Genomic DNA, 22,155 nt, shown 5'->3' with positions numbered 1-22,155 from the left:
GATTACCTATCTAGCGATAGATTAAGCTTCTTGGAACAGGGCTTCACGCTGCATTTCCATGATTTCGCTGATGCCTTTACGCGCCACAGACAGCATCCCCATCATATGCTCATCGCTGAATGCTTCGCCTTCTGCTGTGCCTTGGATCTCGATAAAGCCGCCTTTATCGTTCATGATCACGTTCATATCCGTTTCCGCGCTAGAATCTTCTGGGTAATCCAAATCCAATACTGGCGTACCTTGGTAAACGCCCACAGAGATCGCTGCGATCTGCGATACAATTGGGTTCTCTTTGACCTTTTTGCTTTCTACCAGTGTTTTCACCGCATCCGCTAGAGCAACGAAACCGCCTGAGATCGATGCAGTACGGGTACCACCGTCGGCTTGAATCACATCACAGTCAATCGTGATGGTGTATTCGCCCAGCTTTTTCAGATCCAAAGCGGCACGCAAAGAACGACCGATCAAACGTTGAATCTCAACCGTACGGCCACCTTGTTTGCCGCGCGCCGCTTCACGGTCCATGCGGCTATGGGTCGAGCGTGGCAACATGCCGTATTCTGCTGTGATCCAGCCTTGGCCTTTGCCTTTCAAGAAACGTGGTACGCCTTGCACAACCGTTGCCGTACAAATGACCTTGGTATCACCGCATTCCACTAATACGGAACCTTCCGCGTGCTTTGTAAAGTTACGCGTAAACTTCATTGGACGTAATTGATCTGCTGCTCTACCGCTTGGACGCATAAAAGTCTCACTGTTATTCGTTTCTAAAGTGGGGATTATAACGAACCTTGGCAAAAATGACTGCCCATCCTGACGGGAAAGTCAGTCTTAGGTTACACTAACCGCATCTTTTATTTCGCTGTTAGGAATCAACATGACTGCAAGCATGACCGCGTTCTCGCGCCAAGAAGCCGTATACGACTGGGGCACCATCAGCTGGGAAATCCGCTCAGTAAACCAACGTTACCTTGAGCCACACTTCCGCCTACCGGAACAATTCCGTGAATTGGAATTTGGCTTCCGTGACAGCCTACGTAAAAAGCTAAACCGCGGTAAAGTGGAATGCCAGCTACGTTTCTACGCTGAAGACACCGCTGCCAAAGGTCTTAACATCAATGCTGAAAATGCCCAAGCACTGGCTAACGCAGTGAAAGAACTGGGTACTTGGTTTGATGGCATCAAAACCCCATCACCACTGCAAATCCTACAATGGCCAGGCATTCTAAGCGATGAAAGCGCCGATGCCGACGAAGTGAAAAAGGCCGTAATCGCTTTGTTCAACAAAGCCCTAGACGACATGATCAGTGTACGTCAGCGCGAAGGCGAGCAACTCAACGCCATCATCGAAGAGCGCCTAGACAGCATCGACGCCATCGTTGCCGATGTAAAAGAGAAACTACCGACCATCATCGCCGCACAAAAACAAAACCTACTGGATAAGCTAGAAGCCGCTAAAGTCGAACTCGACCCAATGCGCGTTGAAGCAGAAATCGTCATGCTAGCGCAAAAAGCCGACGTGGCTGAAGAAGTGGATCGCCTAGCGACCCACACCAAAGAAGTCCGCCGCCAGCTTAAAGAAAAAGGGCCAATCGGCCGCCGCCTAGACTTCCTCATGCAAGAGCTAAACCGCGAAGCCAATACGCTTTCTTCTAAGTCTATTGTGGTTGAGACAACGAACAGCGCTGTTGAGCTGAAGGTATTGATTGAGCAAATGCGAGAGCAGATTCAGAATATCGAGTAATTTCGATTGGTAAGTGGATAGCTGTGCTATCCACTTTAATCATTTCAGTTTCTATGTCCCTCAATATCTTCATAACCCCAAATCCAGCAGTGCTTGTCGCATTACCTTAGGATCGGCGTCGATGCCAGTCCAATATTTGAGGCCGATCACGCCTTGACCCACGAGCATTTGTAGTCCGTCGACGGTTTGACAGCCTTGAGCCTGCGCCGCTTGTAGCAATTTGGTTTGCGATGGGTTATGGATACCATCGGCGACGACCATGTTTGGCAGTAGTGATTGATGGTCAATGTCCGGCGTGTCATCGATGTTGGGGAACAGCCCGATAGACGTCGCTTGGATCACGATGTCGGTATCCGCTGGAATTTGGTAAGTGGTATCCCAGACATGATATTCAGCCTGGGTTGGGGTTTTGCCATTAAGCAATGCCGTGAGGCCATTGCCACGATCAGGGTTACGATTCACGACCGTAATGTGTGTTGCACCAGCAAGGGCCATTTCCACCGCAACAGCGCGGGCAGCACCGCCAGCTCCGAACAATACAACCCGTTTGCTGGATGGGTCGACGACTTTCGATAACGCCTGAACAAAGCCTTTACCATCGGTATTCTCTCCGATCAATCGGCCATCGTCCTGACGCACGATGGTGTTCACCGCACCAATAATTTGCGCCGATTCTCCAAGCCCATCCAGATGTTCAATCACTGCGACTTTATGCGGAATAGAGCAATTAAAACCGCGCCATCCCATAGCACGTGCGCCCTCCACCGCCGCAGCGAGATTGTCTGGCGACACTTCGGTATTGATATAACGCCAATCTAAACCATGATGAACGAACGCCGCTTCAATCATGGCGACGGTAGGGTTTTCCGCCGCAGGTTGTGCAAAGGAGCCGGTCAGCGGAAGTAAGAAGTTATGTGTCATAACGTGCATCTCATGCTATTAGCTTTTTAAAACGAATGTTCCGATAAGCGTAGACCGATGGCTACAGCAGTGCATTCATAAAACACGCATTGATTTGTACAATTACCGCATAGAAAATAACTTCTCAGTTTTAACTCGGTCACGATTCATGAAACCATGGCTAGAAACCGTTAGCATCCCTACTTCACAGTCCTGTCTTATTTATGATCGGCAACTGCCAGAGTTTGGATTCAATTGGCATTTCCATCCAGAATACGAACTGACCTTTACGTTAGATAGCGAAGGAAAACGTTTTGTGGGTGGATCTGTTGAGCAATACACCGATGGGGACTTGGTGCTCGTTGGGCCAAATTTACCTCATGCTTGGCAATCACAGTCTACGACAAATCAAGGCAATACCCACCGGGCAGTGGTTTGCTGGTTCACTCTGTCATGGATCGAGGGTTTGATTAAGCTAATGCCCGAGTACAACAGCCTCTCTTCCATGCTTTCTCAAGCATCCGGTGGCCTAGCTTTTAATCAAGACATTTCCAAAGATCTTCGGGACATCATTCTTACCCTACCCCACATTTCACAAGCGGAGAAAGCGCTCTCTTTACAGAGTATTCTGCTGAATTTAGCAACACAGAAAGCAACTTGCAGCCGTATCTTGAACCCAGAACGCTTGCCAGAACCCTACTATGATAAACACCGCATGACGAGAGTTTTGGCTTGGTTACATCAGCACTATGCCGCCCCCATACGACTTGCCCCACTATGTCAGAACATTCACTTGTCAGAGAGTCAATTACAGCGGATTTTTAAACGCAGCACCGGCGTCAGCATCAGCCATTACGTGGCACGTTTAAGGATTGCAAAGGCCTGTAGTTTGCTGACAGAGACCGATTTGGCGATGGCAGACATCGCCGTACAAAGTGGCTTCTTCGATAGCGCGCATTTCTCACGTAGCTTCAGTAAAACCGTTGGCATAACGCCAACGCAATACCGAAGACACCATAAGGACTTGGTGCATCACACACCAGATCGTAATTTGGAGCTTTAACTCATTAGAGTCAGTCTTTCGCTTCAATACAAACCAAGGCTTTTTGCAAAGCTTGTTCGCGGGTTTCGCAGTCGTTGCCTTCTTGAATAAAGCTCATCACGTGGAATTTATCAAGCTGCTCACGGGTGCGTTCATTCGGGCACAACAGTAAAACTTCGCAGTTCACGTCGTTGGCGTCTTTGATGGCGTTTTCAAGTGCTAAACCTACGGTGACGTCGATCATAGGCACGTCGCTCAAGTCTAAAATCATGACATCGTATTCATCAATGCTGGCATGTTGGCGTGAGATAGCTTTGGACACACTAAAGATCATTGGGCCTGATAAGTAGAAGAACAGCACCTTGCCTTGAGCTTGATCCAGCATGGCGCGTTCTTCATCGGTTAGAGGAACGTTGTTGTTATCCGAGTCACTGATGGCTTTTACATGACGGGTTTGTTCGCGGCTCAGTTTTTCGATAATGATGATGTTAGAAATAAATACACCAAGGCCGACCGCTGCAATTAAGTCGACAAACACCGTCAGTAGCATCACACCGTACATAATCGCCATGCCTGACAAGCTGACTTTATGAGCCCGTTGAATAAAGCTCCAATCGAGAATATTAAAGCCTACATAAACCGCAATACCCGCCAAGACCGCCATTGGAATCGGTTCGGTGAGTCCACCCGCAACCAGAACCACTAGTGCTAGTACCAATGCTCGTACAATACCCGATATTGGAGAGCGCGCGCCCACTTGGATATTGGTTACCGTACCCATAGTTGCCCCTGCGCCTGGCAACGCGCCGAACAAGCCTGAAATCATGTTCGCAAGACCTTGGCCGCGTAGCTCTTTATCAGAGTCGTGCTCGGTACGCGTCAAAGAATCGCCAATCACCGCAGTTAGCAAGGTATCAATACAACCCAGAGTACCTAGAACTAAGGCATCAATGACCATTTTGGTGAACATATCCGCGCTAAAATGCGGCAACACCAATGATGGCAAACCAGAGGGGATTTCACCGATACGACGGATGCTATCGCTATCAAATAGAATGACCGAAATCAAAGTGATCGCCACCAGCGCCACCAATTGAGCGGGAACGTATTTTCGATACTGCTTCGGAAAGAAAAATAACACTGCCAACGTCAAGACACCGAGTAACAGCTCGCGCCATTGCAAGTTCGCTAGAGTCTCAGGGATTGCCATCAACGTGCCGCCAACGCCACCTGGAGGTGCTGGGGACCCTAGCAAGGGGGATAACTGCAAGATAATCAGAATAACGCCGATACCGGACATAAAGCCCGACACAACACTGTAGGGCATTAAGGTGACGTACTTACCGAGTTTGAGCCAGCCAAGTAGCATCTGGAAGGCCCCCGCCATCATGACCACGGTAAAAGCCATCGCCATGCCGTGTTCTGGGTACTCAGCCATCATGCTGGTCAAGACCGCTGTCATAATCACGGTCATTGGGCCAGTCGGTTCAGAAATCAGCGTGGTAGAACCACCAAATAACGCTGCAAAAAAGCCGACCATAATCGCGCCCCAAAGGCCTGCTTCTGCCCCAGCACCGGATGCCACACCAAATGCCAATGCCAATGGGAGAGAGATGATTGCAGTGGTCACACCACCAAACACATCCCCTTTAAAATCGAATGCAGCAAAACGCTGAGAATCTAACAACAAACACCCCCAATGGTTGCGAGAAAAACACGAATAACAAAGGCTAAAACGTTATAAGAATAACATATTTCGAGGGGCAGAAAGACAAAAGACTCATCCTGACGACAGGATCTCCGCCAATGCTTTAAAAATAGTGTCGTAGCGTTTTGGTAAGGTTCGGTAACGCTTGTGCACCAAATATAAGGTCTCTTCGACTGGCTGTTTCGGCACCACGACATGCAAGCTCTCCTGATGCGCAAAGCTCGCCACGGCCGCTTCTGGTAAAACAGTAAACCCTAGCCCTTTTGCAACGGGTAAGAGAATCTGACTCAGCTGGTTAATATAACCCGTTACAGCAAGGCGTTCGGTATCTAACTCAGCTAAGGCTGGGTCACCACAGCGTTCTAAGTACAAGGGAAGGTAATGCTTAGCATCTGGGTGATTAATCAGCCCTACTTGATGCAATAACTCTGGCTGTATCACCGCATCTTGATAGGCACTAGGCAACACCAGGCATAAAGTTTCACTGCCGATGACGCTACTTTGATATTGGGTCTCGTTAGGTTGATGGGTCACGATTCCCAAATCGACCGCGCCTGTTTGCAGATCCTGCAATGTCTTATGATTGGGAGCGACTTCTAGTTGGACGATTAAGTTGGGATGCTGTTTCTGTAACGCCAGCAACGGTGTGTACAACAGCAGTGCTAGGGCGCCAGAGCACGACAATTTGCAGACACCGGAAAAGGGGTCATCAAAGCTTAGGCGTTCTAGTAAAGTGGCTTCGTCCTTTGTGACCTTTAACGCATAGTCGTACATCAAACGCCCCTGCTCGGTCAGCTCAAAGCGCTTCCCTTCTCGCTTAATCAGAAGATGGCCGCAGGCGCTTTCCAATTTATGAATGTGTTGACTCACACCAGGCTGAGTCATGTGCAGCGCATCAGCCGTCTGAGTAAAGTGCCCCACTTCCACTAAAGTTTTAAACGTATTCAGCCAAATAGGGTTTAGCATTGACGCCCCTTGATAACAATAAATTATTATTTTGAGAATAAATGATAATTTTTAATTTATCAGCCTCGATCTTATAGTGACCTCATCGAATCACATAGTATCTATAGCGAGGTTAATATGTCTGTTCACGCAACGACGCCCTATCCAAGAACATTCTCACACATTGGTATCTCGGTACCGGACCTAGAAGCAGCAGTGAAGTTTTATACCGAAGTTTTGGGCTGGTATCTGATCATGGAGCCGACCGAAATCGTCGAAGATGATTCTGCCATTGGTGAGATGTGTACCGATGTCTTTGGCGCAGGCTGGGACAAGTTTCGCATTGCCCACCTGTCAACAGGTGACCGCATTGGTGTTGAGCTTTTTGAGTTTAAAAACCAAGAGAATCCAGAGGACAACTTTGAGTACTGGAAAACGGGTATTTTTCACTTCTGTGTTCAAGACCCAAATGTCGAAGAGCTGGCTGAACGCATCGTCGCAGCAGGCGGCAAGAAACGCATGAAGGCTCCGCGTTACTACTACCCTGGGGAAAAGCCATATCGAATGATCTACATGGAAGACCCATTTGGCAACATTCTTGAAATCTACAGCCACAGCTACGAGCTACATTACGCTAGCGGAGCCTACACAGGTTAATGCTTTATCGCGTCACAGATGCCAGCGTCCATGCTGGCATCTGCACGATAATCTAGACGATTATTTCTTTTCCCAAGCATACACTTTGAACACATCGTCCACTGGTGTTTGCGCTAAATGATTAACGTAGTTGCTCATCACTTTTTGCGACAATCCCAAGATAATTTCCAGCAACTGCTTCGGACCATAGCCCGCCGCAAAGAAGGTCTCGACCTCTTGCTCTGATAAATTACCGCGGCTTCGTACCATGGCCAGAGTCGTATCATGAAGAGCTTGCAACTTAGCCGTTGGCATCGGTGCTTCATTACGTAGGGCTTCCGTTAGTGCTGGATCCACCTTCATCATATTGGCAATCCCTGTATGGGCTGGCACACAGTAATGGCATTCATGCTCAACGTTAATGGTTTGCCAGACGACGGTGAGCTCTTCTGCATCAAAGGATGTGTCTTGAAACAACTTGTGCAGCACCTGATAGCCTTCTAACAACTGTGGCGATTCTGCCATCACCTTATGTAACCCTGGTAAACGACCGAATGCTTTCACTGAATTTTCGATCAGCGGCTGACTCTCTTGCGGCGCAGTCTCAATAGTATGAAATGTAAAATGACTCATCATAATCTCCTCACCTTTGACAAAAGGCGCTCTTTGAATGAATAGAACCAAAGCACATTAACTGGATTTGAACGATCGTTCAAGCCATAATTGAACAAATGTTCAAGCAATTATTCGACTCCCTATGAAATTCGATCGACAAGAAGCATTACATCAAGCCACCGACTTATTCTGGGCCAAGGGTTTCCATGCCACGTCTATGCGTACCATTCAGCAAGCCATGGACATGCGCCCAGGTAGCATTTACGCCAGCTTTGGCAGTAAAGAAGCACTCTTTAAGCAGGCGCTGCAGTACTACGCCGCCAACAGTCAGGCACGGCTCGCCGCTTGCGTCGAACAGGCAGACTCGCCACTAGCAGGGCTAAAGCGTTTTATCACTGAAGTGGTTATGGGCTGTGACCAAGCGCCAAGCAGCATGTGCATGTTAGTCAAAAGCATTACTGAGCTAACCGAAGACAACGCCGAGCTGCTTCTAGAAGCCAAGCGATTGTTAAATGGTATGGAACAGGCGTTTGCAGAAGTGCTCGCCCAAGCTCAAGCGCAGCAGCAACTTTCAGGCGACGTAGACAGCACGCGTCTAGCACGCTACTTGCAAATGCAGTTAATGGGGTTACGTGCTTACGTGCGCGCTAATGGCGATGCGAAAGAACACTTAGAAAGCTTGATTGATGATGTGTTTCAATTCCCGCAAGGCGAGTCGTAACACACAGGGAAGACAATAAAAAAGCCTAGGAAGTCATATTCCTAGGCTTTCGAACATCACCGCTACGTCAAACGATCTTAGAACGTGTACGATGCAGAGACTTTGATGTTACGACCTGGCTCTAGGTCTGCTTCACCGCGTGCTACATCACTTGAGTGAGAGGCATACGCTTTATCAAATAGGTTATCAATACCAGCTGTTACAGTTAGGCCAGCGACTTGTTCTGGGTTCCATGTCGCAGCAATGTTATGAACATTATAACCTTCTTTGTGCTCATCACCTTCATCGAAGTCTAGAGTAATCATGGAAGTCCAGCTTAGGCTAAGATTAGCTGTTGGCACATCAGTCGATACTCCAAACGCAATACTGTCACCAACGTACTTCCCACCGATGTTCGAGCCATCTGTAGAATCTGAATGTGCGTAAGTTAGACGAGCGCTTGTATTACCAAGGCGAGCCGTTAGCTTGGATTCAAAACCTTCGATGGTTAATGTCCCATTGTTGCTAACACCACGCATAGTCACACGGTCATTGATGTAGTCGTCAATCTCTGTACGGAACACTGTAGTAGAGAAACCAAAATCATCAAGACCAGCAAAATCCGCTTGCTGGAAGCTAAAGCCAATTTCACTGTTTACACCTGTTTCAGGTTTAATATCAGTCGAAACAGTACCTGCTTCAGCATTGAATGCTTCACGTGCCGCAGGTCCCTCAAACAAAGTGGTAGTACTTGCTTTTAATGTCCATTGATCGTTCACCAAATACTTACCAGCTAATCCGTAAGTAACTTCGGTGAATTTCTTACTGAATTGCCCAGTGTAATCAATTTCATGAGAGTTAAAACGAACCCCAGGCGTTACAAACAGCTTTGAGCTTAATGCAATTTCGTCTTCAGCATAGATCGCAAACTTAGTGACTTCATCTTTACCTGCGTCTTCGCGGCCAGCTTCTAGTGCATCGAACTCAAAACCGTAACGTACTTCATGATTATTTAGAGTCGTTTCAGCAAGTGACTTGATACCATTGTGCTCGGAAATAGCAGGGTTACCGTCATTTCCTCGCTCATGAGAAAGCTGAGTGTTATAAACAGTTGTCTTAACGAATGTATCTAAGCCATCGTATTCATGAGCAACCAACATTGTCTCGCGAGTATATTTCGTATCGTCTGGTGCAGATCGAGTAAAGCTACTGTTGAACGCTGAGCCAAAGTTAGTACGAAGGTAGTAGTAACCTTCATCTTGATATCTGTCGTACTTTGCTTCTAAACGATGACGTTCATTGACATCCCAACCGACTTTTACCATGCCATTTTGGATCGTACCGGCATTATTATCTAATTCGAAGCCATTACCATCTTCAGGGTTATTCTTGTCTGTGTGAGATAGATAGATCAAACCATCTACTTCTTCTGTTAGCTGAGAGTAAGCTGTAACCGAGGCACCAGCAGAATCATTGCTGTTGTAGCTAGTATGAAGACGCGCACCTGCCTTTTGACCTGGGGCTAGCAGTTCCTGCGCATCTTTAGTTTCAAATGCTGCTCCACCTCCTAAACCGCCTGTCAAAACCGAGTTGGTGCCCACTTGGATATCAACACTTTTAAGGATATCAGGAGCAATTAGCAGGTTACCCACATGGTGGAAAATATTGTTACTTTGCGTCACACCATCTGTCGTGATGTCTAAATCTGAGTCGTCCAATCCTCGGATATTTAGCACTTGGTGAGTTGTGTGAGTCCCACCTACATCCACACCTGCTTGATCACGCAAAAGGCCACTTAGATGGGTCGCTTGCTTAGTTTCAATATCGTCGGTCAAAAGAGAGTTATCAGAGGTTACCTGAGTACCCCAAACTTGAAGGGTATCTAGCTCCTCTGCCGTAGCATGTAGAGAGATGCCGCCTAGTGTCGAAGCAACAAGAATAGCCAAAGGGGTTCGCGTGAAGGAAATGGTTTTATCCACAATAGATCCTAAAATATTATAGTAATGATAATGCCTATCATTACTATACTCAAAACTGACACTAGATTCTATTATTTTGTCATTTTATCAATAAGAGATCAGACTGATATTCCCTTAAGTTATAACAAGAGGAGCAAGCAGTTGCTTAGAAAATGATTTTATCGCGTCCCGTATTTTTGGCTTGGTAGAGTTTGGAATCTACATCATGGATCAGATCAGCCAGACTCATATCTTGGATGCTTGCAAGGTAGGTCATACCAAAACTCAGTGTGATGGGCATTTCTTGTAATATCGGCTTATTTGATAGGGTTTGACGGACATTTTGTAGACGTTCCATCAATTCTTGCTGAGAAATCCCCACTAACACCAGCATAAACTCTTCGCCACCATATCTGGCGATCATATCTTGAGAACGGAAATGGCCCTTTAATACTTTAGCCACCGCATGCAGGGCTTTATCACCCACACTGTGTCCTAAAGAGTCATTAACATGCTTAAAGTGGTCGATATCGCAGAGTACTAGAGCGAAGGACTCATGATCGTGCTCCGCTCGTTGCAGTGCTTGTTCTGACAACACATTAAAGCCACGACGATTATAAAGCCCGGTTAATTCGTCCGTCGTACTTTGCTCTAAAAGCACTTCATTTTCGTCTTTCAACTGGGAAGTGCGTTGTGCGACTTTCTGCTCAAGGTTTTGCAAAATATCCGACAACTCGCTGGCCATCCCCTTCAACCCCTGCCCGAGTGAGTGGATCTCTCGCACGTGACTAAGAGAGTTCGGCAAAGCACCTATTTGGCGTAACGAATCCGCATTAACGGCGTTATTCAACCGCATAATCGGCACACCAATAAACCGTGCAATCAGCGACCCAACTAAGGCAATACTGATAAAAATCATCGCGACCATTACCAGTAAACCCTCTGAAAAATCAGACAGCATGTTTTGATAATACGCATCTGGAATCATGACACCGATTAACCAGGTCTGACCATAGGGCAATTCAATCGGCCGAATGTTGTATAAATAACGCTCTCCAGCCACCTCAATACGGTGAATGCCTGGCTCTAATTGCTGAGCAGCTTCTCTAAGTATCGGGTTTTGATGAGAAACAAGTGACACACGCTGAACGACACCATCAACGTTGGTATATAAGGGGTCATTGCTTGATGCAGCAATCAAATCTCCGTTTGGCTCGGCTAAAAAGACAAAAGCACCATCGACCAACTCTATGCTTTGCAAATAACTATCTAATGCCACCAGCGCAACACTGGTCGCCATCACAGCCAGTAACTGGCGATCGGTATCGTATATAGGAACAGATAGCCCTACACCAAGCGACTGATATCCATAATAAGGTGTGATACGACTCCAAGCGGTATCCCCTTTTCGAACAGCATCTAGGTAAAAAGGTCGTGTTCTGGGATCATAGTTTTCATACACTGGTTCGCTTTCAATACGTCGACCAACATAGTGGATAGGGTCATACTCAAACGCTTCAAGCTGTCCGGGCCTAGAGGTGTAGTTGGTTGCAACGTGGTGGCTGGTAGTACCAAACGGGGCTCGAGTGGAATTGACGTAACGACCATCTGCAGCAGTGGCCAACGAGATAAACGTCACATAGGGGTATGGAATAGCTTGCTCGTAAAAACGCCCCGCCAAAAGATCTAAGTTATCTAACCATTCAGGGTGATGGGTGATGGCATCTCGATTTAGCTCTGCAAGGATGCTCAAAGGCGCCATAAAGGCGGTCACACGATCGTTTACTCGGTTTTCAACTTCTCGAATGTAATGCAGACCGACATTATCCGAAACATTCGACAATGTGACGTTGGAAAACAAATAAATGGTGGTGCCCGCCAACGCTGCGAGCAACACAAATGGAATGACAATTAACCCTCGTAACGACACCAACTTCATGTCTACACACCTTTTTAACCTTCCTGGTAGGGGGTTGCGTCGTTCAGCGCCTTCTTAATGAAAAAGCAACGCTGAACGAATCAAGGCGTTTATCATCAGCTTATATGTGGATCAAATCAACCCAATATTGGCATTAGCGTTGTCGTTCGTACACACTCAGGTTAACTGCTGTTGCTAGGTTGAGCGATTCAATTAGCCCAACGCCAGGGATGGTAAAGGCTTTCGCCTTTAGGCTATCCAAATGCTCACGTGGTACGCCACGGGCTTCGTTGCCAAAGATGTAGCAATCACGCTGTTTGAACTCTAGCGAGCTTAATGGCTCACCTTGCATATCCAAGCAGCCAATCGCCTCAAAGCGCTCAGGTAACGTCGTAATGTCCACATCCAGTTCCATTGGCACATGGAACAAAGCGCCCATGCTGGAGCGAATTACTTTTGGATTAAACGGATCGACACTGCCAGGGCTGAGTAATAAGCGAAAACCACCAAACCACGCTAACGTGCGCAAAATAGTGCCTAAATTGCCGGGATCTTGGATTTCATACAGATATATGCCAACCGCCTTCTCATCTGCTACAGGTGAGATAGCAGCCATTGGTACAACCGCCAAAATGCCCTGTGGACTCTTGGTATCGGACATGCCCGCCATCTGCTTGGTGCTAACTTCGACCTTTTCAAACTGAGTTGACCAATCGGCATAGTCCGCCGTGACATAAAGCTTGGCCGCCGCCAATTTAGGGTTGTGCTTGGCCGCATTTTCCAGCTCCAGCACCAAATGTTCGCCTTCCACTAGGCAATGACCTAGCTCTTGACGGTATTTCTTTTGGTGCAGCTTTTTGATCTGGTCAATTTTCATCTTAAGCACCTTGTTGCTTCAGAATGTCCAATGCCACGGCCTCCGCGACTTTGATACCATCGATGCCCGCAGACAAGATACCGCCCGCGTAACCCGCGCCCTCACCCGCTGGGTATAGACCCTGAGTGTTCAAGCTTTGGTAGCCTTGATTATCGCGAGTAATGCGGATTGGTGATGAAGTACGGGTTTCGATACCGGTTAAGATCGCATCATCGCGGTCAAAACCACGGATTTTCTTACCAAACGCTGGCAACGCTTCACGTACCGCTTCGATAATAAAGTCAGGCAGTGCATCCGCTAAATCACATAACTGAATGCCAGGCTTGTAAGACGGCTCAACTTCCCCCAACTCAGTCGATGCTTGGCCTTTGATAAAGTCGCCAACAAGCTGCGCTGGCGCTTTGTAGTCTGAACCGCCCAGTTTGTAAGCCGCTGCTTCCAAGCGTTCTTGCAGTTCGACACCGGCCAAAATGCCATCTGGGTAATCTTGTTCTGGGTTAATGCCCACGACGATGCCAGAGTTCGCGTTACGCTCGTTACGCGAGTACTGACTCATACCGTTGGTCACCACGCGGCCTTCTTCAGACGTCGCAGCTACTACAGTACCGCCAGGACACATACAGAAGCTGTAGACCGCGCGACCGTTTTTCGCATGGTGAATCAGTTTGTAATCCGCTGCGCCCAGCTCAGGGTGACCGGCGTATTTGCCCAAACGTGCTTTGTCGATCAACGACTGCGGGTGCTCGATACGAAAACCGATGGCAAATGGCTTCGGCTCAATAAACACTTCTTGCTTGTGCAGCATACGGAAGGTATCGCGAGCACTGTGACCCAGCGCCATCACCACATGCTTGCTGTGCAGTTCGGTACCGTCAGCCAGCACCACCCCAGTTACTTTTTGGTCTTCCAGCAGCAAGTCCGTGACTTTCGATTCAAAGCGAATTTCGCCGCCTAGCTCGATGATTTCTTCACGCATTTTCGCGACCACGCCGGTTAGACGGAAAGTACCGATATGCGGCTTGCTAACGTACATGATTTCTTCTGGCGCGCCAGCGCGAACGAATTCGCTCATAACCTTACGGCCATAGAATTTTGGATCTTTGACTTGGCTGTATAGCTTACCATCCGAAAACAGGCCTGCACCGCCTTCGCCGTACTGAACGTTCGATTCCGTATCCAGTTTCTTTTGACGCCATAGCGCCCAAGTATCTTTAGTACGTTGACGCACATTGCGACCACGTTCTAAGACAATCGGCTTAAAGCCCATTTGAGCAAGGGTCAGAGCCGCAAACAAACCGCAAGGACCAAAGCCCACCACGATTGGGCGCTCGGTTAGATTTTCAGGCGCTGTCGCCACAGGGTGGTATTCGATATCCGGTGCCACTTTCACATGCACATCGTCTTCAAAACGAGCCAAGACTGCTACATCATTGCTGGTAGTTAAGTGAATGATGTAAACGAAGGTGATTTCCGTATTCTTTTTACGCGCATCGTAGCTGCGTTTAAACACAAAGAAATCCAGCAGTTCTTCGTCTACAAGGTTCAGGCGCTTGATAATCGCCTCACGCAATGCAGCTTCTGGATGGTCTAGGGGTAGAGAAAGTTCAGATAAACGAATCATGGAAAGGTCCTGGCCGATTGACTCGGCAAAAGATAGTCCGGCGACAAATGTCGAAAAGTAAATTGTGGTCGCATTATACGCCTGCCTTGATTACAAGTCAGTCAGAAGCGTTATCTATCACGGAAAAACTGTTATGTTAAAGCCTTTAATGCGCGTGACGAGAACACCCCATGCATCAGAATATTAACCTTAACTTGCTGCGATCGTTAAAAGTCCTCTTGGAGGAATGCCATGTCAGTCATGCGGCACACCGACTCAACCTGACTCAATCCGCTGTCAGCCGCCATTTAAGTGTTCTGAGAGAAATGTTTGCAGACCCCTTGTTAGTGCGCGATGGCAACCTGCTGATTCCGACCCCCAAAGCGCTACTTTTACAACAGAAACTGGAAGGCTGGTTCATTGAGCTGGATGACTTGATGAGCGATGAGGTGTTCGACCCCAAGCTGTGGCAAGGGGAGTTTGTGTTCTCTTCTAGCGACTACGTTGCGCAGTATATTTTGCCAGAAATTACCAAGACCTTGATGCAAGAAGCACCGCAAGTCACCTTAACCTATCGCTTATGGCAGCCGAGTTTGCTCCATCAATTGCATGATGAAGGTATCCAACTAGCTTCCAGCATGTCCCTAGAAGCACCAGCTGGGCTATCCTCGGTTCAAATCGGTGAAGATCATTCTGTGTGTTTAATGGGCGCTCATCATCCACTGGCGTCAGCAGAGTCGATTAGCCTTGATCAGGTTCTTCATTATCCGCATATCAAAATAGTCGGGGGCGGTGATAAAGATGGGCTGTTCGATGTTGCGCTTAAAGCAAAAGGTAAACAACGCCGAATCGCACTGAATGTACCGTTCTTCTTTGCTGCAGCCCAAGCGCTTTGTGACAGTCAACTGCTACTGGTGACACCAGAGCACATTGCTAAAAACCTTTCCGAACGCTATGACCTAACCTATCACCAACTCCCTTTGAAAACACCAAAGCATAAATACTGGCTCACATGGCACAGCAAATACGACCTAGACCCTGCCCATCTTTGGGCTCGAAGCGTGATTGAGGAGATCATGACGCGGGTAAAAGGTTCGGTAGCTTATGATTTTAAATCATAGCCATATTGATTAATCATGATTTCATTTGATATTCACGACTTGCTAAAGTGCATTTCTTCAAAAGGAGAACATCATGACACTAACACTCTGGCTTTCTTTATTAGCGATTTGTTTACTGGGTGCCATGTCACCAGGCCCAAGCTTGGTAATGGTCACCAAACACAGCTTAGCGGGCGGTAAAGCCAATGGCCTAGCGGCCGCGTGGGCCCATGCGTTTGGTATTGGGGTTTACGCGTTTATTTCTATGGTTGGCTTGGCGGTGATTTTCCATCAATTGCCTTGGCTCTATCAGATCATCAGCTATGCGGGCGCAGCGTATTTAATCTATTTAGGTGTGAACGCCATTCGCTCCAAAGGCGGTATTGCTGCCAAGCTAGAAGCGGGTCAAACCATGTCTGTTTGGCAATCCGCCAAAGAAGGCCTGCTGATTTCATTGTTAAGCCCTAAAATTTCACTTTTTTTCGCTGCGCTGTTTAGCCCCTTTGTCGCCTCCGTACATTCGATCGATGGCAAAATATTAATGGTGATGACGCCTTTCATTATCGATGGTTTGTGGTACACCCTGATTACCTTAATGCTTTCAAATCAACGCCTTCTGAATGGACTACGTAAAAAAGCGGTGCTTATTGATCGCCTCTCTGGGCTGATCCTGGTTGCCTTGGCTGGCAAAATTATCTTGTCCGCTTAGAGCTCTGTCAGAGCCTTGCTTCCTTTGCTGATTGGCTGTCAGCGGTTACAATAGCGTTTTTATTCAATCCGGCAGCGAAATCACCATGGCTCGATCAAAAAGCAGTAACCGTTGGCTCGAAGAACACGTCAACGACCCGTACGTTAAAAAAGCTCAAATAGACGGTTACCGTTCCCGCGCCAGTTACAAACTGCTGACCCTGAACGAGAAAGATAAGCTGATCAAACCAGGCAACTTGGTACTGGATTTAGGTTCCGCTCCAGGCGGCTGGTCACAGGTGGCATCTAAGCTAGTGGGCGACAAAGGCAAAGTCATCGCATCGGATATCTTGCCGATGGACACCATTGCAGGGGTCGAGTTTATCCAAGGTGACTTTACCGAGCAGGAAGTGTTCGACCAGATCATGACCGCGGTCGATGGTGCACCGGTGGACGTGGTGATTTCTGATATGGCACCGAATATGAGCGGTGTCTCAGCGGTCGATCAAGCCTCTTCTATGTACCTTGTTGAGCTTGCATTGGATATGGCCATCCAAACACTTAAGCCGAAAGGCTTATTCGCAGTGAAAGTGTTCCAAGGGGAAGGCTACGAAGAATTCGTTAAGCAAATGCGCCCACACTTTGACAGTGTCGTGGTACGTAAGCCCGAGTCTTCACGCGCTCGCTCTCGTGAAGTATACCTAGTCGGCCGTGGCTTTAAAGGCTAATTCGATGCAGTTAAAAACTTCCATTCGTCTGAATAAATACATCAGTGAAAGCGGTCTTTGCTCACGTCGTGAAGCGGATCGTTTTATTGAGCAAGGCAGTGTTTACATCAACGGTAAGCGGGCTGGCATTGGCGATCAAGTCACCCCTGGTGACTTGGTGAAAGTCAACGGCCAAACCATTGAGCCAATGGAAGCCGAAGACCTGATCTTTATCGCGGTGAACAAACCTGTCGGTATCGTCAGCACCACTGAGTCGAGCGAACCGAACAACATTGTTAGCTTCGTAAAACACGGTGCGCGTATCTTCCCGATCGGTCGTTTAGACAAAGACTCTCAGGGGCTGATCTTTATGACCAACAACGGTGACTTGGTTAACAAGATCCTGCGTGCGTCGAACAACCACGAAAAAGAATACCTAGTAACGGTCAACAAACCGATCACCGATGCCTTTATCGAAGGCATGAGTAATGGGGTGCCGATCTTGGGTCAGATGACCAAGAAATGTAAGGTGCACAAAGAGTCGACCTTTGTTTTTAACATCACCTTGGTGCAAGGCTTAAACCGTCAGATTCGTCGTATGGCGGAGCACTTTGGCTACGAAGTCGTTCAACTTGAACGTATTCGCATCATGAACGTTTCTCTTAAAGGACTCGCCTTGGGTGACTGGCGTGACCTGACGCAAAAAGAGATCGCCACCATTGCCGAAATGACCAAAGACTCAGACGGCAATGCCGCACCAAAAGCCTCTAACCCACGTAAACCTAAACCACGTCCTCAAGGACAAGGCAAAGGCAACCGTGACGGCAAACCTCGTGTGGGCAGCCCAGGCACGGGTGGTCAGAATCGAGGTGGTCAAGGTCGTTCAGGTGATTCGCGTGGCAATGGTAAGCCCGCCGCAGGCGGTCGTGGTAAGCCTGCGAATGGACGTGGTGCACCCGCTCAAGGTAAGCCAAACGGCAAAGGCGGAAAACCTCAAAGCAACGGTGGTAAACCAACTTCAGCAGGAAAAGGCGGAGCAGGACGCAGTAAACCCATGCCGAATGGCAAAGGTAAGCCTGCTACTGGCGGTTCACGCCGAGGCCCAAAACCACGTTAATGCTGCCAGCGTTGACGCTGATACTGCTTCGGTGTGCAGCCAAATTGCTTTTTAAAGAATGTAATAAACGCCCCAACGGATTCGTAGCCTAACTCATCAGAGATGCGTTGTATTGGTCGCTGTTGGGCCAACTTTTCAAGGGCGAGTACGGTATGTAAACGTGCTCGCCACTGTCCAAACGTAAGTTGTACATGCTGACGGATTAAGCGTGCTAACGTTCGTTCACTCATTGCATAGTCCTGTGCCCATTGCGCCAAGGTACGGCGATCGTCTGGCTGATTTAAAAGCCGTCGCGCTAAGTCTCGCAACCTAGGTTCTTCTGGGATCGGAAAATCAAACGACTCCTGTGGCGCCTGTTCTAACAACTCCATCAATACCTGCACCATGCGCTCTGCTTGGCTACCAGGCTCATGCTTAATGGGCAAAGTCGCAATATGTAAGATCAGCTCGCGCATCAAGGGCGTCAGCGCCAAGGTACAGACGCTATCTGGTAAGCGAGTGACTGCCACATCGATAAACACCATGCAGACGTCTGAGTTAGGCGCAAATGCATTGCGGTGCACTTGTTGACTTGGAATCCATACCGCGCATTTTGGTGGCACAAGCCACATACCTTGTTCTACATAGCTTGTGACCGTGCCCTGCAAAGCAAGAATCAGCTGGCCTTTCTTATGTTTGTGCCATGGCGTTTCTTGGTGATGGCTCTCACGCTGGAGGATCATCGGCTGGGCCAATGTATCGGCCGGACCAAAGTCCGTTAGTACAGATTGCTCATCTTGTCTGAATTTCGTCATTTTTTGTCTTAATTTCACAATACCGTAAAGCACGCTATCCCATATACTGCTCGTGATTCAAGCTTTAACACCTATGGAATGCGAAACATGCCTACCTACATTCGGCGCGACACCCTTTTATTGCTAGCGTTTATCATGTTGCTAGCCCTTTGTTTAAGGGGGCCTGTGGTCGGTATTGCGCCTTTGATTGAGCGCATCGAACATGACTTGTCACTGAGCAGTTCCGCATCCGGTTTATTGACCACACTGCCTTTGCTTAGCTTTGCCTTTTTTGCCCCGGTGGCCACTTGGCTCGCTCGTCGTTGGCAAATTGAAACAGCACTGCTCATCGGCGCTGTGTGTATTCTGATCGGTATGACACTGCGCTCCTTGGGCATGCTGCCCTCGCTCTATTTGGGGGTGTTTTTAATCGGAGCTGGCATCGCTGTGGGCAATGTTCTACTGCCCATTTTGCTAAAGCGGGATTTTGCGCAGCACATCATTCAGCTCACAGCACTGTATGTTCTGATGATGAATGTAGGCGGCGCACTGATGACGGGAACCGCTATGCCCATCGCGCTGTTCTCAGAACAGCATTTATCTGCACTGGGACAAAGTTGGTCACTGTCCTTGGCTAGCCAAATGCTGTTGGTACTGGTGCCTGTTGTATTGTGGTTCTGGTTGCCAAAACCGGAGTCCAGCTCTTCTCCTGCACCCGCTACCGCACCACATATTAATTTATGGCGTTCACCATTGGCTTGGCTCATTACGCTGTTCATTGCTTTAGATTCAGTGATCAACTACATCGTCAATGCATGGCTACCGACTATTTATATAGATCAAGGCATTGCACCAGTCACCGCAGGGATTTACCACAGCTATGTTCAAGTAGGAGGAGCCTTGCCTGGCTTGCTGTTGCCCTTCCTCCAACGCGTACTCAAAAGCAACCGCCAACTAAGCGTAGCGGCTTGTATTTGTACGTTAGTCGGATTGTTTGGCATTGCTGAATTCAGTGCTTGGGCCGCTTATTGGTCGCTATTATTTGGTTTTGGCATCACCTTAGGGTTTGTCATTGGTATCGCGTTAATCAGCTTACGTACGGATAGTATTAAACAAGCCGCCGCGCTGTCTGGTATGGCGCAGCTGGTCGGTTATACCTTGGCAGCGATGGGGCCTGTCGCGATGGGCGGTTTACATGACTGGTTAGGGCAATGGCAAACAGGGCTCTATGCGCTCATCGCCCTGTGCCTCATTTGGAGTGTGCTAGGCTGGTATGCAAGCAAAGAAGCCTAAGGCTCATTGCTCTCAGGAATCGGAAGGTACAAGGTAAAGCGAGTCTGTCCAGGCTCGCTATGGACCGTCACACGCCCCTTTAAGAGCTTCGTTACCCACTGATGCACCATAAATAATCCCAGCCCAGAGTGCTGCTTTATACCACGCTCCGTCGTAACAAATGGCTCCCATATATGATCAATGATGTCTTTGCGAATCCCTTTGCCATTATCGGAGACCTCAATAACGTATTCGCTTTCACAAATGGCCGTAAGGGTAATCACACCGGATTGCTCGTTGTCGAAAGCATGGTCTAACGCATTCATGATCAAGTTTTGTAATACTTGAGAGATAACGCCTTGCGCAGCAATGATCTCATCTGTGGGATCACAATGACGCTCAACTCTTACATTTGGGTGTTTTTTTAACACGGCTTTCAAAGGAGCTAATGTGTCATCAAACATAGCATTCACTGAAAAGCATTCGCTATTAGGGCTCATCTGATTCTCAGTAATACGCTTAAACTGCGCTACCACTTGCACCGCACGATTTAAGTTTTGAGTCGCCAAGTTCAGACTATTCTGAAATAAAGTGGACTGCTGTTCACTTAATTCAGACTGAATTTGTTTTATCAAATGCTCCAAAGAAGAAAGGCTTAAACGTACGCCACCCAAAGGCGTATTCAACTCATGGCCAACCCCAGCAACCATCAAACCAAGCGAAGACAGTTTACCTTTTTCAACCAACTCATTCTGCAGCGTCACAAGATCTCTATTGTTGTTTTGCAGTTCCGATTGGGCGATTTCCAGCTGCTGTTTTTCATGTTGCAAAGCCTGCATGTACGCACGTTTTTGCTCAGCGTTTTTCCACCACAACAACATTATGGCAACCAGTAATCCGTAAACAATCAAACTTGTCGATATCACACTAAACATCGCAAGCTGTGCACGTTGTTGCCAAACGTTAGCTCGAACTTTTGATAAGAAGAAATAGCTGGGAACCCCACCTTGCCTATCATCCACAAAGCTGGGCAGCACTGTTAATGGTCGACCACCTGCTAACTCGATCCCTTGTAATGTTCGACTTTGTTTAATGTTTGGCCAGCTGTTTGGAAATTGATTAGCGAAAGAAGATAAAATATCGCCATAAAGATGCAACCACTCAATCTCCGGCGTCTGAGACAGCAACCAGAAGCCTTCAGAGTCGATCATTTCAAAGGTGTTGGTCGCTGTTTGCATGGCGCGCAGTCGAGCAAACAGGTAATTAAGATTGTAATTGACCACTAACAGACCAAGTTCGCTACCAGCGTCATCAAGAATCTTCATGCTCGCCCGCACGGTGATTTCATATGGGGTAACAATGGAGCCACGTTCTACATTCAGATCTATTGGCGAGAAAGAGGCACTCTCACCATCCCCCGCCATGCCATCCAGGAAGTAATATCGGTTGGACTTATCCTGTAACTCAGAATTAGCAACGACCTCCGCTTGCTCACCTGCAATATTCACTCGAACAGCTTCTAAGCCTTCAGGTGTCAGCCAACGGACCTGCGAAATGTAATCTGACAGACCTGCCGCTCTGATAAAGTAGCTCGCTACCCCGTCTTGCCAGCGTTCCATGTCGTCAAACTGATCTGGGCGATAGTATTTCCCTAGTACTTGGTCCATATAAGCCAGCGTTTTCTGTATGTGCCCAAGCTCTCTGGACATCAACACTGCCCCTCGGTTCAAGAGGTCTACTTGCTCCTCACGCCACTGCTCTCTTGAACGGTCTTGCCAGAAGCCCCAGGACAGGTAGCCCAAACTCGCCACCAACAACAGTGGCAATAATACAATCGCTAATAGTGGGCGCTTCAT

General features: G+C 48.0%; 20 protein-coding genes. 9 read left to right on the top strand and 11 right to left on the bottom strand.

Going from position 1 to position 22,155, the window contains the following annotated elements; all coding sequences use genetic code 11:
- Nucleotides 1–21 precede the first annotated feature (21 nt).
- Nucleotides 22–744, bottom strand: coding sequence for a ribonuclease PH (gene rph, locus C8D85_RS08805; RefSeq protein WP_133561731.1), 723 nt, complete (start codon nt 742–744; stop codon nt 22–24).
- Nucleotides 745–877: 133 nt separating this feature from the next.
- On the opposite strand from rph, the gene C8D85_RS08800 reads away from it, so the two are divergent.
- Nucleotides 878–1,744, top strand: coding sequence for a YicC/YloC family endoribonuclease (locus C8D85_RS08800; protein ID WP_133561729.1), 867 nt, complete (start codon nt 878–880; stop codon nt 1,742–1,744).
- A gap of 69 nt (nt 1,745–1,813) precedes the next feature.
- On the opposite strand, the gene aroE is transcribed toward C8D85_RS08800, so the two are convergent.
- Entirely contained in the window at nt 1,814–2,665 is an 852-nt protein-coding gene (gene aroE, locus C8D85_RS08795) for a shikimate dehydrogenase (RefSeq protein ID WP_133561727.1), read from the bottom strand.
- A gap of 148 nt (nt 2,666–2,813) precedes the next feature.
- Here aroE and C8D85_RS08790 point away from each other — a divergent pair, with 148 nt between their 5' ends.
- Nucleotides 2,814–3,707: a helix-turn-helix domain-containing protein gene (locus tag C8D85_RS08790; RefSeq protein WP_133561725.1), complete on the top strand. Its 894-nt coding sequence runs from the start codon at nt 2,814–2,816 to the stop codon at nt 3,705–3,707.
- 10 nt (nt 3,708–3,717) lie between these two features.
- Here the strand turns inward: C8D85_RS08790 and C8D85_RS08785 are convergent, their stop codons facing one another.
- Together C8D85_RS08785 and C8D85_RS08780 are read right to left on the bottom strand one after the other, a co-directional pair.
- On the bottom strand, nt 3,718–5,373 hold the full coding sequence (locus tag C8D85_RS08785; RefSeq protein ID WP_133561723.1) for a SulP family inorganic anion transporter: 1,656 nt from the start codon (nt 5,371–5,373) through the stop codon (nt 3,718–3,720).
- Between the two features lie 93 nt (nt 5,374–5,466).
- Entirely contained in the window at nt 5,467–6,360 is an 894-nt protein-coding gene (locus C8D85_RS08780; protein WP_133561721.1) for a LysR family transcriptional regulator, read from the bottom strand.
- Between the two features lie 117 nt (nt 6,361–6,477).
- Here C8D85_RS08780 and C8D85_RS08775 point away from each other — a divergent pair, with 117 nt between their 5' ends.
- Entirely contained in the window at nt 6,478–6,996 is a 519-nt protein-coding gene (locus C8D85_RS08775) for a lactoylglutathione lyase family protein (protein ID WP_133561719.1), read from the top strand.
- A gap of 60 nt (nt 6,997–7,056) precedes the next feature.
- On the opposite strand, the gene C8D85_RS08770 is transcribed toward C8D85_RS08775, so the two are convergent.
- Nucleotides 7,057–7,608: a carboxymuconolactone decarboxylase family protein gene (locus C8D85_RS08770; protein WP_133561893.1), complete on the bottom strand. Its 552-nt coding sequence runs from the start codon at nt 7,606–7,608 to the stop codon at nt 7,057–7,059.
- Nucleotides 7,609–7,732: 124 nt separating this feature from the next.
- Here C8D85_RS08770 and C8D85_RS08765 point away from each other — a divergent pair, with 124 nt between their 5' ends.
- A complete protein-coding gene (locus tag C8D85_RS08765; RefSeq protein ID WP_133561717.1) occupies nt 7,733–8,311 on the top strand; it encodes a TetR/AcrR family transcriptional regulator in 579 nt (192 codons plus the stop codon).
- A gap of 77 nt (nt 8,312–8,388) precedes the next feature.
- On the opposite strand, the gene C8D85_RS08760 is transcribed toward C8D85_RS08765, so the two are convergent.
- The 4 genes from C8D85_RS08760 to C8D85_RS08745 form a co-directional block, all read right to left on the bottom strand.
- Nucleotides 8,389–10,269, bottom strand: a complete 1,881-nt coding sequence (locus tag C8D85_RS08760; RefSeq protein ID WP_162847560.1) for a TonB-dependent receptor domain-containing protein — start codon at nt 10,267–10,269, stop codon at nt 8,389–8,391.
- Between the two features lie 145 nt (nt 10,270–10,414).
- Nucleotides 10,415–12,187, bottom strand: a complete 1,773-nt coding sequence (locus tag C8D85_RS08755) for a sensor domain-containing diguanylate cyclase (RefSeq protein ID WP_133561713.1) — start codon at nt 12,185–12,187, stop codon at nt 10,415–10,417.
- Between the two features lie 133 nt (nt 12,188–12,320).
- Nucleotides 12,321–13,043 carry a TrmH family RNA methyltransferase gene (locus C8D85_RS08750; RefSeq protein WP_133561711.1) on the bottom strand — a complete coding sequence of 241 codons (723 nt, stop codon included), beginning with the start codon at nt 13,041–13,043 and terminating at the stop codon, nt 12,321–12,323.
- A 1-nt stretch (nt 13,044) separates the two neighbouring features.
- The gene (locus tag C8D85_RS08745) at nt 13,045–14,664 is read right to left on the bottom strand and encodes an NAD(P)/FAD-dependent oxidoreductase (protein WP_133561709.1); all 1,620 of its coding nucleotides are present in this window, start codon (nt 14,662–14,664) and stop codon (nt 13,045–13,047) included.
- 170 nt (nt 14,665–14,834) lie between these two features.
- Between C8D85_RS08745 and C8D85_RS08740 the strand changes: the two genes are divergently transcribed.
- From C8D85_RS08740 to rluF, 4 genes are all read left to right on the top strand, one after another.
- Nucleotides 14,835–15,764 (top strand): LysR family transcriptional regulator, encoded by a 930-nt coding sequence (locus tag C8D85_RS08740; protein ID WP_133561707.1) that lies wholly within the window; start codon nt 14,835–14,837, stop codon nt 15,762–15,764.
- Between the two features lie 73 nt (nt 15,765–15,837).
- Nucleotides 15,838–16,452, top strand: a complete 615-nt coding sequence (locus C8D85_RS08735; RefSeq protein WP_133561705.1) for a LysE family translocator — start codon at nt 15,838–15,840, stop codon at nt 16,450–16,452.
- An 85-nt stretch (nt 16,453–16,537) separates the two neighbouring features.
- Nucleotides 16,538–17,158 (top strand): 23S rRNA (uridine(2552)-2'-O)-methyltransferase RlmE, encoded by a 621-nt coding sequence (gene rlmE / locus C8D85_RS08730; RefSeq protein ID WP_133561703.1) that lies wholly within the window; start codon nt 16,538–16,540, stop codon nt 17,156–17,158.
- A 4-nt stretch (nt 17,159–17,162) separates the two neighbouring features.
- The gene (gene rluF / locus C8D85_RS08725; protein ID WP_133561701.1) at nt 17,163–18,254 is read left to right on the top strand and encodes a 23S rRNA pseudouridine(2604) synthase RluF; all 1,092 of its coding nucleotides are present in this window, start codon (nt 17,163–17,165) and stop codon (nt 18,252–18,254) included.
- Here rluF and C8D85_RS08720 read toward each other — a convergent pair.
- Nucleotides 18,251–19,048: an AraC family transcriptional regulator gene (locus C8D85_RS08720; protein WP_211342161.1), complete on the bottom strand. Its 798-nt coding sequence runs from the start codon at nt 19,046–19,048 to the stop codon at nt 18,251–18,253. The two genes, rluF and C8D85_RS08720, sit on opposite strands and share 4 nt — an antisense overlap.
- 87 nt (nt 19,049–19,135) lie before the next feature.
- On the opposite strand from C8D85_RS08720, the gene C8D85_RS08715 reads away from it, so the two are divergent.
- The gene (locus tag C8D85_RS08715; RefSeq protein ID WP_244936975.1) at nt 19,136–20,320 is read left to right on the top strand and encodes an MFS transporter; all 1,185 of its coding nucleotides are present in this window, start codon (nt 19,136–19,138) and stop codon (nt 20,318–20,320) included.
- Here the strand turns inward: C8D85_RS08715 and C8D85_RS08710 are convergent.
- Nucleotides 20,317–22,155: a sensor histidine kinase gene (locus C8D85_RS08710; protein ID WP_133561697.1), complete on the bottom strand. Its 1,839-nt coding sequence runs from the start codon at nt 22,153–22,155 to the stop codon at nt 20,317–20,319. The genes C8D85_RS08715 and C8D85_RS08710 overlap by 4 nt on opposite strands.

It is taken from the genome of Marinomonas communis (genome assembly GCF_004363305.1).
Taxonomy (GTDB): domain Bacteria; phylum Pseudomonadota; class Gammaproteobacteria; order Pseudomonadales; family Marinomonadaceae; genus Marinomonas; species Marinomonas communis.
Note: the sequence above shows the minus strand (reverse complement) of the source record. Positions and strands in the feature narration are given on the sequence as shown.

What these genes read in the sequence shown, in the direction of transcription:
- rph (WP_133561731.1), bottom strand. Translation starts at nt 744, where the DNA reads ATGCGTCCAAGCGGTAGAGCAGCAGATCAATTACGTCCAATGAAGTTT.
- C8D85_RS08800 (WP_133561729.1), top strand. Translation starts at nt 878, where the DNA reads ATGACTGCAAGCATGACCGCGTTCTCGCGCCAAGAAGCCGTATACGAC.
- aroE (WP_133561727.1), bottom strand. Translation starts at nt 2,665, where the DNA reads ATGACACATAACTTCTTACTTCCGCTGACCGGCTCCTTTGCACAACCT.
- C8D85_RS08790 (WP_133561725.1), top strand. Translation starts at nt 2,814, where the DNA reads ATGAAACCATGGCTAGAAACCGTTAGCATCCCTACTTCACAGTCCTGT.
- C8D85_RS08780 (WP_133561721.1), bottom strand. Translation starts at nt 6,360, where the DNA reads ATGCTAAACCCTATTTGGCTGAATACGTTTAAAACTTTAGTGGAAGTG.
- C8D85_RS08775 (WP_133561719.1), top strand. Translation starts at nt 6,478, where the DNA reads ATGTCTGTTCACGCAACGACGCCCTATCCAAGAACATTCTCACACATT.
- C8D85_RS08770 (WP_133561893.1), bottom strand. Translation starts at nt 7,608, where the DNA reads ATGAGTCATTTTACATTTCATACTATTGAGACTGCGCCGCAAGAGAGT.
- C8D85_RS08765 (WP_133561717.1), top strand. Translation starts at nt 7,733, where the DNA reads ATGAAATTCGATCGACAAGAAGCATTACATCAAGCCACCGACTTATTC.
- C8D85_RS08755 (WP_133561713.1), bottom strand. Translation starts at nt 12,187, where the DNA reads ATGAAGTTGGTGTCGTTACGAGGGTTAATTGTCATTCCATTTGTGTTG.
- C8D85_RS08750 (WP_133561711.1), bottom strand. Translation starts at nt 13,043, where the DNA reads ATGAAAATTGACCAGATCAAAAAGCTGCACCAAAAGAAATACCGTCAA.
- C8D85_RS08745 (WP_133561709.1), bottom strand. Translation starts at nt 14,664, where the DNA reads ATGATTCGTTTATCTGAACTTTCTCTACCCCTAGACCATCCAGAAGCT.
- C8D85_RS08740 (WP_133561707.1), top strand. Translation starts at nt 14,835, where the DNA reads ATGCATCAGAATATTAACCTTAACTTGCTGCGATCGTTAAAAGTCCTC.
- C8D85_RS08735 (WP_133561705.1), top strand. Translation starts at nt 15,838, where the DNA reads ATGACACTAACACTCTGGCTTTCTTTATTAGCGATTTGTTTACTGGGT.
- rlmE (WP_133561703.1), top strand. Translation starts at nt 16,538, where the DNA reads ATGGCTCGATCAAAAAGCAGTAACCGTTGGCTCGAAGAACACGTCAAC.
- rluF (WP_133561701.1), top strand. Translation starts at nt 17,163, where the DNA reads ATGCAGTTAAAAACTTCCATTCGTCTGAATAAATACATCAGTGAAAGC.
- C8D85_RS08720 (WP_211342161.1), bottom strand. Translation starts at nt 19,048, where the DNA reads ATGACGAAATTCAGACAAGATGAGCAATCTGTACTAACGGACTTTGGT.
- C8D85_RS08715 (WP_244936975.1), top strand. Translation starts at nt 19,136, where the DNA reads ATGCCTACCTACATTCGGCGCGACACCCTTTTATTGCTAGCGTTTATC.
- C8D85_RS08710 (WP_133561697.1), bottom strand. Translation starts at nt 22,155, where the DNA reads ATGAAGCGCCCACTATTAGCGATTGTATTATTGCCACTGTTGTTGGTG.